The 12,640-nt window shown below is 47.9% G+C and carries 15 protein-coding genes; 5 read left to right on the forward strand and 10 right to left on the reverse strand.

What is annotated here, in order from left to right; all coding sequences use genetic code 11:
• Position 1: 1 nt before the first annotated feature.
• From OGY13_RS23165 to OGY13_RS23180, 4 genes are read right to left on the reverse strand one after another with little or no spacing between them, the layout of a single operon-like run.
• Complete coding sequence (locus OGY13_RS23165; protein WP_174770926.1) at positions 2-994, reverse strand: glycosyltransferase family 8 protein; 993 nt, start codon at positions 992-994, stop codon at positions 2-4.
• 47 nt (positions 995-1,041) lie between these two features.
• A complete protein-coding gene (locus tag OGY13_RS23170; protein ID WP_128611270.1) occupies positions 1,042-2,061 on the reverse strand; it encodes a glycosyltransferase family 8 protein in 1,020 nt (339 codons plus the stop codon).
• 30 nt (positions 2,062-2,091) lie between these two features.
• Positions 2,092-2,889: a lipopolysaccharide core heptose(I) kinase RfaP gene (gene rfaP / locus OGY13_RS23175; protein WP_048215298.1), complete on the reverse strand. Its 798-nt coding sequence runs from the start codon at positions 2,887-2,889 to the stop codon at positions 2,092-2,094.
• Positions 2,882-4,006, reverse strand: a complete 1,125-nt coding sequence (locus tag OGY13_RS23180) for a glycosyltransferase family 4 protein (RefSeq protein ID WP_213752143.1) — start codon at positions 4,004-4,006, stop codon at positions 2,882-2,884. The genes rfaP and OGY13_RS23180 overlap by 8 nt, the downstream gene beginning before the upstream one ends.
• Before the next feature lie 424 nt (positions 4,007-4,430).
• On the opposite strand from OGY13_RS23180, the gene waaA reads away from it, so the two are divergent.
• Both waaA and coaD read left to right on the forward strand, forming a co-directional pair.
• Positions 4,431-5,708, forward strand: coding sequence for a lipid IV(A) 3-deoxy-D-manno-octulosonic acid transferase (gene waaA / locus OGY13_RS23185; RefSeq protein WP_048237015.1), 1,278 nt, complete (start codon positions 4,431-4,433; stop codon positions 5,706-5,708).
• A gap of 8 nt (positions 5,709-5,716) precedes the next feature.
• Positions 5,717-6,196: a pantetheine-phosphate adenylyltransferase gene (gene coaD, locus OGY13_RS23190; RefSeq protein ID WP_003024099.1), complete on the forward strand. Its 480-nt coding sequence runs from the start codon at positions 5,717-5,719 to the stop codon at positions 6,194-6,196.
• Positions 6,197-6,234: 38 nt separating this feature from the next.
• On the opposite strand, the gene mutM is transcribed toward coaD, so the two are convergent.
• The 4 genes from mutM to radC form a co-directional block, all read right to left on the reverse strand.
• A complete protein-coding gene (gene mutM, locus OGY13_RS23195) occupies positions 6,235-7,044 on the reverse strand; it encodes a bifunctional DNA-formamidopyrimidine glycosylase/DNA-(apurinic or apyrimidinic site) lyase (RefSeq protein ID WP_213752144.1) in 810 nt (269 codons plus the stop codon).
• 98 nt (positions 7,045-7,142) lie between these two features.
• The gene (rpmG, locus tag OGY13_RS23200) at positions 7,143-7,310 is read right to left on the reverse strand and encodes a 50S ribosomal protein L33 (protein WP_003024094.1); all 168 of its coding nucleotides are present in this window, start codon (positions 7,308-7,310) and stop codon (positions 7,143-7,145) included.
• A 20-nt stretch (positions 7,311-7,330) separates the two neighbouring features.
• A complete protein-coding gene (gene rpmB / locus OGY13_RS23205) occupies positions 7,331-7,567 on the reverse strand; it encodes a 50S ribosomal protein L28 (protein ID WP_003024071.1) in 237 nt (78 codons plus the stop codon).
• 276 nt (positions 7,568-7,843) lie between these two features.
• Positions 7,844-8,509, reverse strand: a complete 666-nt coding sequence (gene radC, locus OGY13_RS23210; RefSeq protein ID WP_048227329.1) for a RadC family protein — start codon at positions 8,507-8,509, stop codon at positions 7,844-7,846.
• Positions 8,510-8,680: 171 nt separating this feature from the next.
• On the opposite strand from radC, the gene coaBC reads away from it, so the two are divergent.
• The 3 genes from coaBC (at position 8,681) to slmA (ending at position 11,050) form a co-directional block, all read left to right on the forward strand.
• Positions 8,681-9,901 (forward strand): bifunctional phosphopantothenoylcysteine decarboxylase/phosphopantothenate--cysteine ligase CoaBC, encoded by a 1,221-nt coding sequence (gene coaBC / locus OGY13_RS23215; protein WP_213752178.1) that lies wholly within the window; start codon positions 8,681-8,683, stop codon positions 9,899-9,901.
• On the forward strand, positions 9,879-10,337 hold the full coding sequence (dut, locus tag OGY13_RS23220) for a dUTP diphosphatase (protein ID WP_003827259.1): 459 nt from the start codon (positions 9,879-9,881) through the stop codon (positions 10,335-10,337). The genes coaBC and dut overlap by 23 nt, the downstream gene beginning before the upstream one ends.
• Positions 10,338-10,453: 116 nt before the next feature.
• Positions 10,454-11,050: a nucleoid occlusion factor SlmA gene (slmA, locus tag OGY13_RS23225; protein WP_003827257.1), complete on the forward strand. Its 597-nt coding sequence runs from the start codon at positions 10,454-10,456 to the stop codon at positions 11,048-11,050.
• Positions 11,051-11,116: 66 nt separating this feature from the next.
• Here the strand turns inward: slmA and pyrE are convergent, their stop codons facing one another.
• Together pyrE and rph are read right to left on the reverse strand one after the other, a co-directional pair.
• Positions 11,117-11,758 (reverse strand): orotate phosphoribosyltransferase, encoded by a 642-nt coding sequence (gene pyrE, locus OGY13_RS23230; protein WP_020996052.1) that lies wholly within the window; start codon positions 11,756-11,758, stop codon positions 11,117-11,119.
• Between the two features lie 65 nt (positions 11,759-11,823).
• Positions 11,824-12,540, reverse strand: a complete 717-nt coding sequence (rph, locus tag OGY13_RS23235; protein ID WP_003024054.1) for a ribonuclease PH — start codon at positions 12,538-12,540, stop codon at positions 11,824-11,826.
• Positions 12,541-12,640 lie beyond the last annotated feature (100 nt).

Here is a 12,640-nt window from a genome sequence, read left to right on the forward strand (position 1 = left end):
TTTACTTACTTTTTAATTTTTCACGCAAATAACCAATATAGCTTATTACCGAGGCGAAATACTTCCCTTGTAATCTTTCATGGCGTGATTTCTTTTTATACTGTTTTGGCGTTCTGGCTGGTAGCAGTGGAACATCCGCCCAAGGCGAAGCCTTCCAGGCTTCAACAAAGTACTGTGCAGAGGGATAGCTAGCCCATGAATTCCATGGTTTAGTTACACCTATATAATGGATAAGAATCGTTTCAGGCGTTATATACTCTTTATATTTCGAAAGGTTCTTGCTTTTTAATTCTTGCTTAATACCATAGATAGCATTAAATCTTCTTTCCAGAAAAATCACTTTTTTAAAGAAAAGAATATTCAAGACATCCTGATCCGGAAATGAAAGTTTGTTATTTTTGTCTAATAAGATATCAAAAGCTGCATTGATAAAATTCTGCTCTTTCCACTTTTTCAGGTTTGCAAATATGACACCTGAATTGAAATAATCTTTATTTATCTCAATATCTCTGGCAGGGCTATCATCCACATCAGTAATTACCGCTGCGACATATTCTCCAAGATCAATCTGCGTGAGTTCAAAAAGTGAACCTTTGCACATCACATCCGCATCAATGTATAAAAGTGAATCAATTTTCTCACCAAGATATTCAAAGGCAATAAATCTGAAGTACATTGCGTGTGACCAAGCGTGGCCACTTGGTAAAACCTTTAACCCATTAGCATCCATAACATAAATTGAGATGTTTGTGGAAAATTGCTCTGCTAATTTAGCAATCCGCTGCTGGTAATCAGCATCAATGTAGTCAGTAAAAAGATGAAAATGGATATTTAAATCTTTATTATTCAATAATACCGATGTCATCGAAATTGCAGCACCAAACATAAAATTTTTGTCCACACCCCAGGCGATATTGAGCTGTGTTTCTTGTTCAGATGGTGCTTGATTAAAATCAAGGATCTTTTTTATAGACTGATGACAATTAAAGTTCATTCGCTACACCTATTTAATTTATTATCAATAAGTCACTATCTTTTATTTCAATGAGCCTTGGAGTTATGTAACTTATTTTTTATATACATAACATGACTTAGCACTGAACGGATATATTTTCGTTGCACTCTTTCATGTCGTGACTTACGTTTATACAACCTGGCTGTGTTTGCGTTTAACAAAGACTTTTCTGCCCATGCAGATTTCTGATATGCTTCAATAAAAAACTTAGCCACCGGGTATTTGGCCCATGAATGCCATGGTTTAGTGACACCGGTATAGTGAATTAATACCGTATCGTCGGTAATGAAATCCTGATAAACCTTATCATTTTTGTTTTTGAGTTCTCGATCGACTTCATAAATACAGTTAAAGTCTCTTCTCAGGAAAATAACATTACCGACAAACAAGATGTTCAGCACATCCTGATCAAAATAAAGGAGTTCTTTTTGGCGTTTATCTAAGACAGAAAATGCTTTGGTCAGCAACTGCTGTTCACGCCACACTTCGAGATTGGCAAATATCACGCCAGAGTTAAAGTAACCGTTACTCAGTTCAGGAATACCGAGTCTGTTTCCGGATTTAATCCGTACTTCATCGATATCATTGACGACAGCCGCATATTCCCCACGGAAATTAACTTCGGTAAACTCGCGGAGAGATCCTTTGCAAATAATATCGGCATCAAGATACAGTACAGAACTTAATTCTGTGCTTAAATATTCAAATGCAAAATAACGATAGTACATCGCATAAGTCCATGATTTCGTACTCGGTAGTTCACGAAATACCGTGTTATCGAACACAAGGAGAGTCACAGTTGTACTATACATTTGGGTCAGGCGTCTTACACTCTCCAGATAATCATCATCTATATAGTCTGTTGCTATATAAAAGTGAATATCAATATCAGGGTTATTCACTAATACTGAGGTCATTGAAATGCCAGAACCAAATAAAAAATTACGGTCGACACCATACGCAACACTTAGTTTTTTACTCTTCTCATGCGTAGAGCTGTCTATGACGTGTTTTTGAATAACTAGCTTCTGGAAATCAATGTTCATAATAAAATGGCCTCAAACTTTATATGTGATTTATAGCGCTTTTCTTATTGTTCTTCGTCTTATTTTTTGCGCTTTTGTGACAGCCTGTTCAAACAACCTGACTTCCTGACGAAAGATTTCACGTAGTGGCATCGAAAAATAGACACGTAAAAAACGGTAGATATCTCTGGACGTTAGACCGATCTCAAGTGAAGAGAAATAGAGTCCGATCAAGTCCTTGTCTCGCCAGCGGCGCGGTACATGTTGACGAATTTGTGCACGATGCAGATCGATTACGGAAAGTTTGATATCCGCAATATTTTCTGGCATCGGTTGTTGGAGTAAAAAATGGCAAATATAGCAATCCCGATGATTTACTCCACCTCGATGCATTTTACCCACCATTTCTGCCACACGGGTAATAATGGTCCGTTTTAATACAAAATCAGGACGCTCAACTCCCCACCCGGCACAAAAATCTTCAAGGCTGATGGCGGGAGAAAGGTCCTCAGTGATGATAAACGAGGTTCGCTCTAACGGATTCAGACCTTTTTGACCAAATGCAACCCCTGTCATAGTATCAACATTCAGTTCTTTTAAGCGGTGAATCGCCAGCCACTCACGGTCGGCACCCAGAACAGGCATACGCAGAGATATAAGGTTCTTCACCACTTCTTTAAGCGTGGTTCCATGATGATATTTAAGAAAATAACCCTTTCCCATCATCTCAAAACGTAGGGTACGCCGTGTTTCCAGAGCGCGAAAAACCTCACCATCCAGCTTAGTGACTTCAGTAAACGGGTCTTTTCCTTGCCACTGCGTGGCAAATGGTTCTTTTAATTCAATCATTCTTAGGACCTAAAATGATATCTGCAGCTTTATCTGCCAGGCTGTAGAGATCTTCTGTATCAGCAAAATGCCGCGCGTTCCCGGCCCAACGGCTTCTCTGCTCATTATTTTGCAGCGCATCGAAAAGTGCTGTATTCAGATTTTCCTGCTCAAAAGGTTCAGGAATCACCACCCCACATTGTGCGGCGTTGATATAACCCGCATAGCCGCAAACTTCGGTAGTTAATACCGGTAGCCCGGCAACTACAGCTTCTAGCAAGACAATACCGGCAGCTTCCTGTACAGCGGGGTGAAGTAATAAATCAGCAGCAGACATCAATTCTGCGACATCGTCTCGCCCCGAGAAGAACTGCACTTGTTCTTCAACCCCCAATTGACGAGCCTGAGCGCGATAGCGATCGGCCTTATCCTGACCAACAACCATCAATCGCGTGCGGTGGCGGATGACATCAGGCAAAGAAGCCAACGCCTGTAATGTTCTTGGCACGCCTTTGCGTTTGAAATCGGAACCTACCTGTAAGAGTAAGTACTGATCGAGACCAATACCGTTTTTTTCTCTGACAACCTGCCGGCTGTTTTCAGGTTGTTGGCTGTACTTTCGGTCAGGATAGATTCCTGGTGGCAGGATACAAAAACGCTGGCTCTCAGTTTGGTAATGATGTTTGAAGTCACCAATTTGCTTATCGGTTAACATCAAAAGCGTAGTGCCGGCACCCTGCTGAAATACGGCTTTTTCAAATGCAGAATAGTGTCGGTACCTGCGCGTCAATTTGTAGAAAAAGCCTTTCTCGCGGGCGACCTTTTCTGCATAGCAAACGTCCGCAGCGTAATACACATCCAACCCAGGCATTTTATTAAAACCAACGACACGATCGACGGGATGTTGAGTAAAATAATTCTGAACCCACTGATAATATTGCTCGTTTTTCCCATGATTCGTTCTGGATGTGACGGGGACGAGTATAATCTCCAGCCCTTTCGGACGCTCGCCCTGCCATGACTGGGTAAATACCTGAACATGATGGCCACGAGAAGCAACCGTCAGCGCTACCCGCAAGAAATCACGTTGTAACCCACCATAGGGAAAATACTTGTACAAACAAAAAGCAATATTCATGCATTAATATCCGCATCGCGTCGCCAGGCATGTCAGGTTTGAAGCATCAGAATCGTGTAATCCTTGCCTAAAGCATCCAAAGATGACTTTCTGAGCTTTCGAAACGTTTCTGCCCGCTAGCTACCTGAAATTACGCAGTAGTATATCATTTATTATCACGCATTCCGAAATGAATATTTTTTGAACAAAATACAAAATAAGCCATGAAAAACATACAGATAAAAAAGAAACCAGTTCATCAGAAAACGTACACCGCACAAGAGGTTAAGACATATAAATGCGGCCATGTGCATTTTTGAAATAGCCATCAGCGAAATCGGTCCCTCACCAATTCCATCGTTTTGATACAACCTGGATAAAAATGATGGTAAAGCCATAGTTAAATACATAGAATCCCCAGCACATTCATAAGTCAGCTACCATTATGCTCGAATTGCTTTACACCGCCCTTTTCTACCTTATTCAGCCTTTGATCTGGATACGGCTTTGGGTGCGCGGACGTAAGGCTCCGGCCTACCGTAAACGCTGGGGCGAACGCTACGGCTTTTATCGCCGCCCGCTAAAACCTGGCGGCATCATGCTTCATTCGGTTTCTGTGGGCGAAACGCTGGCTGCAATCCCATTAGTTCGCGCTCTGCGACATCGTTATCCCGACTTGCCGATCACGGTAACCACCATGACGCCAACCGGTTCTGAGCGCGTACAATCTGCTTTTGGCACTGACGTTCAGCACATTTATTTGCCATACGATTTACCGGATGCCCTGAACCGTTTTCTGAATAAAGTTGACCCCAAACTGGTGTTAATTATGGAAACCGAGCTGTGGCCAAATCTGATCGCGGCACTCCATAAGCGCCACATTCCTCTGGTCATTGCCAACGCACGTCTTTCTGCTCGTTCAGCCGCTGGTTATGCGAAATTGGGTAAATTTGTTGGCAGACTACTGCGACGAATTACGTTGATTGCCGCACAAAACGAAGAAGATGGCGCACGTTTTATTACGCTTGGCGCCAGAAGCAATCAAGTCACCGTTACTGGCAGCCTGAAGTTTGATATATCCGTCACACCGCAACTGGCCGCAAAAGCGGTGACATTACGTCGTCAATGGGCGCCTCACCGCCCGGTATGGATTGCAACCAGCACCCACGACGGTGAAGAAAGCATCATCATTGCCGCTCATCAGGCGTTATTAAATCAGTTCCCGAATCTTTTATTGATTCTGGTTCCCAGACATCCTGAACGGTTCCCGGATGCCATTAACCTCGTACGCCAGGCTGGACTAAGCTATACCACTCGTTCTTCGGGTGAAGTTCCATCATCAGGTACTCAGGTTGTGATCGGCGATACCATGGGTGAGCTGATGTTGCTGTATGGCATTGCCGACCTTGCTTTTGTCGGCGGTTCACTGGTTGAACGTGGTGGACACAACCCGCTGGAAGCGGCAGCGCATGCTATTCCGGTGTTGATGGGACCACATACGTTTAATTTTAAAGATATTTGCGCCCGTCTCGAACAGGCAAGCGGATTGATCACCGTCACCGACGCAACTACGCTGGTGAAAGAGGTCTCTTCCTTACTGACCGATGCAGATTATCGTAATTTTTATGGCCGTCACGCAGTTGAAGTTCTGTATCAAAATCAGGGCGCGCTACAGCGTCTGCTGCAACTGCTGGAACCTTACCTGCCACCCAAAACGCATTGAGGCAAGTCATGCAAAAACGGGCGATTTATCCAGGAACCTTTGATCCTATTACTAACGGCCACCTTGATATCGTGACGCGTGCGACAAGCATGTTTGATCACGTGATTCTGGCGATTGCCGCAAGCCCCAGTAAAAAGCCGATGTTTACTCTGGAAGAGCGCGTTGAGCTGGCACAACAGGCAACGGCACATCTTGGCAATGTGGAAGTGCTGGGATTCAGCGATCTGATGGCAAACTTTGCCCGTGATAATCAGGCGAACATTCTGATCCGTGGCCTGCGCGCGGTAGCCGATTTTGAGTATGAAATGCAGCTGGCCCATATGAACCGCCACCTCATGCCACAGCTGGAAAGCGTTTTTCTGATGCCATCTAAAGAGTGGTCATTTATCTCATCGTCACTGGTGAAAGAAGTTGCCCGCCACCAGGGTGACGTGACGCACTTTTTGCCGGAAAACGTCCATCAGGCATTAATGAGTAAACTGAAGTAATGCACCAGGCCGGATGCAGCATCCGGCCAGCAATGACACTATTTCTGACAGCGACGGCAATAGAACGTTGTACGCTGGGCGTGTTTTGTCGCAACAATCGGTGCGCCACATGCGCGGCAAGGCTCACCTTCTCTCCCATAGACCTGCAGCTCCTGGGCAAAATAGCCAGGCTTACCGTCACTTTGCAGAAAGTCCTTCAGCGTCGTCCCGCCCTGCTCGATAGAACGCAGCAACACCGCTTTGATAACGCGTACCAGCAATTCACACTCATCTTTCGACAGCGATGACGCAAGACGGTCAGGATGAATCCCAGCCGCAAATAGCGACTCGCTGGCGTAGATATTACCCACACCCACCACCAGCTTGTTATCCATCAGCCAGGGTTTAATCGCCGTTTTCTTCTTCGAACATTTCTGCTGTAGATAATTGGCGTTGAAATCGTCGCTCAGCGGCTCAGGGCCAAGATGAGCGAGGACATTATATCCATCCAGTTCTTTAGTCCACAGCCAGGCGCCAAAGCGGCGGGGATCGGTATAACGCAGAACTTTGCCGTTGCTCATCACTAAGTCAACGTGGTCGTGCTTGTCTGCCGGAAGCTCTTCAGGAAGGATACGCAAGCTACCCGACATCCCCAGATGAATGATTATCCAGCCATCCGCCAGTTCTAGCAGCAGGTATTTCGCGCGCCGCTGTACGCTGAGGACAGGTTGATCACTCAGACGATAGATTTCCTCAGATACTGGCCAACGCAAACGACCGTTACGCACCGTCGCGTGCATAATCGTTGCCCCCACCAGATGCGGCTCAATACCACGGCGGCTGGTTTCGACTTCAGGTAATTCAGGCATAGTATCTCCGGCGGTATGTCAGGTCTCATTAATATGGGGACGGCCAGAAAACAAAAAACCCCGCCGAGGCAGGGTTTTTCTTTACATCAAAACGAAAATTATTTGATTTTCGCTTCTTTGTATAAAACGTGCTGACGAACAACTGGATCGAACTTTTTCAGTTCCAGTTTTTCCGGCTTAGTACGTTTGTTCTTCGTAGTGGTATAGAAGTGACCAGTACCAGCAGAAGAAACCAGCTTGATTTTCTCACGAATACCTTTAGCCATGATTTATTTCCTCTTAGTACTTAGTACTTTTCGCCACGGGCACGCAGTTCAGACAGAACTGTTTCGATGCCTTTCTTATCAATAACACGCATACCTTTAGCAGATACACGCAGGGTGACAAAACGCTTCTCGCTCTCAACCCAAAAACGGTGAGAGTGCAGGTTAGGCAGGAAACGGCGTTTAGTCGCGTTCAGTGCGTGGGAACGGTTGTTACCGGTCACCGGACGCTTGCCAGTAACTTGGCAGACTCGGGACATGTCTATTCTCCAAAAATCAAATTAGCTCGAGCTTCGTATGGGGTATTGGCGCCTCGTCAGGCTTCTCAGCCCGGTTATCGCAGTTCAATACACTTAATCTTTCAATGTCGCCTCGTCATTGGACGCAACAAGAATGATTTTGCGTATTTGCGAACTCTCGATTGCCAGGCCCAAATGCCAAACCCGAGATTCTCAAAGGTGGCGTAGTATACGCTGAGTCAGCGATGTGCTCAAGTCCCGAACAGACAAAGATCCCGATGGATCGCGTAAAGTGCGTTAAATCCAACCGCGTTCCGCAAAAGAAACGTACTCTCCGCGCCCAATGACCAGATGATCAAGCACCCGGATATCCATGAACTGACAGCATTTCACAACACGCTCGGTGATGAGTTTATCTGCTTTACTCGGCTCTGCACACCCCGAAGGGTGATTATGCGCAAGGATCACCGCAGAAGCATTCATTTTTATCGCTTCCCGGACAATTTCTCTCGGATGTACCTCGACATGGCTAAGCGTACCGGAAAAAAGTTTGCTGTGTTTAATCACGCGATGTTGAGAATCCATAAAGATCACCAGAAAGATCTCGCGTTCCTCTTGCGAAAGCTGGCTTTGCAGAAATTCACGCGCCATTTCCGGACTAAGTAGAGCCCGCTCCTCTATCATTCGCACGTTGTAGTAGCGTCTTGCCAGCTCCGCAATCCCCTTCAACTGTGCGTACTTTGCGATACCGATTCCCTGAACATAGCTAAAATCCATGTAATCAGCAGACAGCAGACCATACAGCGACTCAAAATGCTGAAGCATCTCTTTCGCCAGCGTAAGCACATCTTTACCCTGCATGCCGGTACGTAAAAAAAGAGCCAAAAGCTCAACATCGGTCAGAGAACTGGCCCCCTGCGCCAATAGCTTTTCCCGGGGCATCATACTTCCTGTATTTTCCATACTTCTCCCTCCTCTCGCGTCCGCATAGTGGCATAACACCGACGGTGATTCGACGCGTTGTTTTCACTTCTTCGTAGCGCCTCGCAAAGTGGAGCACGGTCAAAAGCACGACAAATTGCGGATTGTGATAAAATATCCGCCTTCTGGTGAAACCCAACAGGAAAGATCATGATGAGCCTGGCCGGTAAAAAAATCGTACTTGGCGTCAGTGGCGGTATTGCTGCGTACAAGACCCCTGAGTTGGTGCGTCGTTTACGGGAACGCGGCGCTGACGTCCGCGTGGCGATGACCGAAGCGGCAAAAGCATTTATTACTCCCCTGAGTTTACAGGCGGTTTCAGGTTATCCCGTTTCCGACAGCCTGCTTGACCCCGCAGCCGAAGCCGCGATGGGCCACATTGAGCTGGGGAAATGGGCCGATTTGGTCATCCTGGCGCCCGCTACAGCAGACCTGATTGCTCGTGTCGCCGCAGGTATGGCCAACGACCTGGTGTCAACGATTTGTCTGGCAACGCCTGCTCCTGTTGCTGTACTGCCAGCCATGAACCAGCAGATGTATCGCTCTGCCGCGACCCAGCACAACCTGGGTATTCTTGCCTCACGCGGTTTACTCATTTGGGGTCCTGACAGCGGTAGTCAGGCATGTGGTGATATCGGCCCTGGGCGCATGCTGGATCCGTTAACGATTGTGGATATGGCGGCAGAACATTTTTCACCTGTCAACGATCTGCAACATCTCAACATCATGGTTACGGCGGGTCCGACGCGTGAACCGCTTGATCCCGTGCGTTATATTTCCAACCACAGTTCCGGGAAGATGGGGTTTGCGATCGCGGCCGCTGCCGCAAAGCGCGGGGCAAACGTCACACTGGTATCGGGTCCGGTTTCGTTATCCACACCACCATTTGTTCAACGGGTTAATGTGATGACCGCGCTGGAAATGGAAGCCGCTGTGCAGTCTACGGTGCAACAACAGCATATTTTTATCGGCTGCGCTGCAGTCGCTGATTATCGCGCTGAAACTGTCGCCCACGAAAAAATAAAAAAACAAGCGACGCAGGGCGATGAATTAACAGTAAAAATGGTCAAAAATCCGGACATTATCGCCGGTGTTGCCGCACTGGATGTTAACCGTCCTTTTGTCGTTGGGTTTGCCGCCGAAACAAATAATGTGGAAGAATATGCCCGGCAAAAACGCATCCGCAAAAACCTTGATGTGATCTGTGCGAACGACGTTTCGCTGTCAACTCAAGGGTTTAACAGCGATAGCAACGCATTACACCTTTTTTGGCAGGATGGAGACAAAGTCTTACCGCTTGAGCGTAAAGAACTCCTGGGCCAATTATTACTCGACGAGATCGTGACCCGTTATGATGAAAAAAATCGACGTTAAGATTCTGGACCCGCGCGTAGGGCAACAATTTCCGCTCCCGACGTACGCCACTTCTGGTTCTGCCGGACTTGACCTGCGTGCTTGTCTTGATGACGCCGTAGAGCTGGCGCCGGGCGCAACAACGCTGGTGCCAACCGGGTTAGCTATCCACATTGCCGATCCTTCTCTGGCAGCGGTAATGCTCCCGCGCTCCGGGCTGGGCCATAAGCACGGTATCGTGTTGGGCAATCTGGTTGGTTTGATTGATTCCGACTACCAGGGCCAACTGATGGTGTCCGTCTGGAACCGTGGTCAGGACAGCTTCACTATTGAGCCGGGCGAACGTATCGCGCAGATGGTATTTGTACCGGTCGTGCAGGCTGAATTTAATCTGGTGGAAGAGTTTGAAGCCACCGATCGTGGCGAAGGTGGCTTCGGCCATTCCGGGCGCAAGTAACCCGCAGAAAAGCATCCCATAGCGTAATAACGCAATAACACACCGCAAACAACAGTTTGCGGTCGCTGTGTGGATGCCTGCCTGGCAAGAGCTTATTTTCAGGGGTATTTTGTAACATGGTAGAAAAGCAAACTGCGAAAAGGAATCGTCGCGAAGAAATACTTCAGTCTCTGGCACTGATGCTTGAGTCCAGCGATGGTAGCCAACGCATCACCACAGCAAAGCTGGCAGCCTCAGTTGGCGTATCCGAAGCGGCATTGTATCGCCATTTCCCCAGCAAGACCCGTATGTTCGATAGCCTGATTGAGTTTATCGAAGATAGTCTGATTACGCGTATCAATCTGATTTTGAAAGATGAAAAAGACACCAACGCGCGTCTGCGTCTGATCGTTCTGCTGATTTTAGGGTTTGGTGAGCGTAATCCAGGCCTGACACGAATTCTGACCGGACACGCGTTGATGTTCGAGCAAGACCGTCTGCAAGGTCGCATTAACCAACTTTTTGAGCGCATTGAAGCGCAGTTGCGCCAGGTTCTGCGAGAAAAAAGAATGCGTGAAGGTGAAGGCTACACCGTGGATGAAACGCTGCTGGCCAGCCAGTTACTGGCTTTCTGCGAAGGTATGCTGTCCCGGTTTGTACGTAGCGAATTTAAATACCGCCCAACGGATGATTTTGACACCCGCTGGCCGTTGGTTGCCGCTCAATTGCAGTAGCGATTTCGTCTTGTCCGGCCTACGGGGTTACGTAGGCCGGATAGGCGCAGCGCCATCCGGCAGTTCTTAAACGCCGTACGCTTCGCGATAGGCCCGTACTGCCACCAGATGCTCCGCCATCTCTGGTTTCTCTTCCAGATACGCAATCAGATCTTTCAGGGTAATGATAGAAATCACCTTGCAGCCATAATCGCGTTCCACTTCCTGAATCGCGGAAATCTCGCCGCGACCGCGTTCCTGACGATCGAGAGAAATCAGTACCCCCGCCAGAGTGGCGCCATTCGCCTGAATAATCTCCATCGACTCACGAATAGCCGTACCTGCGGTGATAACATCATCTACCAGCATGACACGCCCCTCAAGTGCGCTACCTACCAGATTACCGCCTTCGCCATGGGTCTTCGCCTCTTTGCGGTTAAAGCAGTACGGCATATCTTTATCGTGATGTTCCGCAAGTGCTACAGCCGTAGTAGTCGCAATCGGAATACCTTTGTAGGCAGGGCCAAACAGCAAATCGAACTCAATACCGGAATCCACCAGCGCTTCGGCATAAAAACGGCCTAACAGTGCCAGGTCGCGCCCGGTATTAAACAGCCCGGCGTTGAAGAAATAGGGGCTTTTGCGCCCGGATTTCAGCGTAAATTCGCCAAACTTTAGTACCTGCTTGCTAAGCGCAAACTCAATAAACTGGCGCTGATACGGTTTCATGGATTCGCTCCTCATCTCACTTTATTACAGACAAAAAAAAGGCGACTCATCAGTCGCCTTTAAAATCAATTTTCTAACGCCGCCTTCTGCGTCGCTACAATGGATTCGATTCCCCCTCGGGCCAATGCCAGTAGGGTGAGAAGTTCTTCATGGCTGAACGGTTCGCCTTCCGCCGTACCCTGAACCTCTATAATGCGACCGTCCTCAGTCATCACTACGTTCATGTCGGTTTCAGCAGCAGAGTCCTCAACGTACTCAAGGTCACAGAGTGCTTCACCGTTCACAATGCCCACGGAAACCGCGGCAACCATCCCTTTCATCGGGTTAGTTTTCAGCTTACCGCTCGCCACCAGCTTGTTCAGCGCATCCGCCAACGCAACGCATGCGCCAGTAATCGATGCAGTACGCGTACCGCCATCTGCCTGAATAACATCACAGTCCAGCGTAATAGTGAATTCACCGAGCGTCTTCAGGTCAACGGCGGCGCGCAGCGCACGAGCGATCAGGCGCTGGATTTCCATGGTACGGCCGCCCTGCTTACCTTTCGCCGCTTCACGGGCGTTACGGGTGTGCGTGGCGCGTGGCAGCATGCCATATTCTGCGGTGATCCAGCCCTGGCCCTGACCTTTCAGAAAACGCGGTACGCCTTCATCAATAGAGGCGGTACACAGCACTTTGGTATCACCAAATTCGACCAGCACGGAGCCTTCAGCGTGTTTTGTATAATTACGGGTCAGGGTGACGGGACGCACCTGATTGGCACTACGACCTGCTGGACGCATGATAAAATCTCCGGCTTGAAACGAATGTGGCTGCGCATTATACGGACTTCCGACTGTTATTCCTATCCTGACAAGACGCGGATGGCTATAATCCTCCCAT

It is taken from the genome of Citrobacter sp. Cpo045, assembly GCF_030332875.1.
Taxonomy (GTDB): Bacteria; Pseudomonadota; Gammaproteobacteria; order Enterobacterales; family Enterobacteriaceae; genus Citrobacter; species Citrobacter portucalensis.

Coding starts and splice junctions, on each gene's coding strand:
- OGY13_RS23165 (WP_174770926.1), bottom strand. CDS start 994: ATGAACTTTAATTGTCATCAGTCTATAAAAAAGATCCTTGATTTTAAT.
- OGY13_RS23170 (WP_128611270.1), bottom strand. CDS start 2,061: ATGAACATTGATTTCCAGAAGCTAGTTATTCAAAAACACGTCATAGAC.
- rfaP (WP_048215298.1), bottom strand. CDS start 2,889: ATGATTGAATTAAAAGAACCATTTGCCACGCAGTGGCAAGGAAAAGAC.
- OGY13_RS23180 (WP_213752143.1), bottom strand. CDS start 4,006: ATGAATATTGCTTTTTGTTTGTACAAGTATTTTCCCTATGGTGGGTTA.
- waaA (WP_048237015.1), top strand. CDS start 4,431: ATGCTCGAATTGCTTTACACCGCCCTTTTCTACCTTATTCAGCCTTTG.
- coaD (WP_003024099.1), top strand. CDS start 5,717: ATGCAAAAACGGGCGATTTATCCAGGAACCTTTGATCCTATTACTAAC.
- mutM (WP_213752144.1), bottom strand. CDS start 7,044: ATGCCTGAATTACCTGAAGTCGAAACCAGCCGCCGTGGTATTGAGCCG.
- rpmG (WP_003024094.1), bottom strand. CDS start 7,310: ATGGCTAAAGGTATTCGTGAGAAAATCAAGCTGGTTTCTTCTGCTGGT.
- rpmB (WP_003024071.1), bottom strand. CDS start 7,567: ATGTCCCGAGTCTGCCAAGTTACTGGCAAGCGTCCGGTGACCGGTAAC.
- radC (WP_048227329.1), bottom strand. CDS start 8,509: ATGGAAAATACAGGAAGTATGATGCCCCGGGAAAAGCTATTGGCGCAG.
- coaBC (WP_213752178.1), top strand. CDS start 8,681: ATGAGCCTGGCCGGTAAAAAAATCGTACTTGGCGTCAGTGGCGGTATT.
- dut (WP_003827259.1), top strand. CDS start 9,879: ATGATGAAAAAAATCGACGTTAAGATTCTGGACCCGCGCGTAGGGCAA.
- slmA (WP_003827257.1), top strand. CDS start 10,454: ATGGTAGAAAAGCAAACTGCGAAAAGGAATCGTCGCGAAGAAATACTT.
- pyrE (WP_020996052.1), bottom strand. CDS start 11,758: ATGAAACCGTATCAGCGCCAGTTTATTGAGTTTGCGCTTAGCAAGCAG.
- rph (WP_003024054.1), bottom strand. CDS start 12,540: ATGCGTCCAGCAGGTCGTAGTGCCAATCAGGTGCGTCCCGTCACCCTG.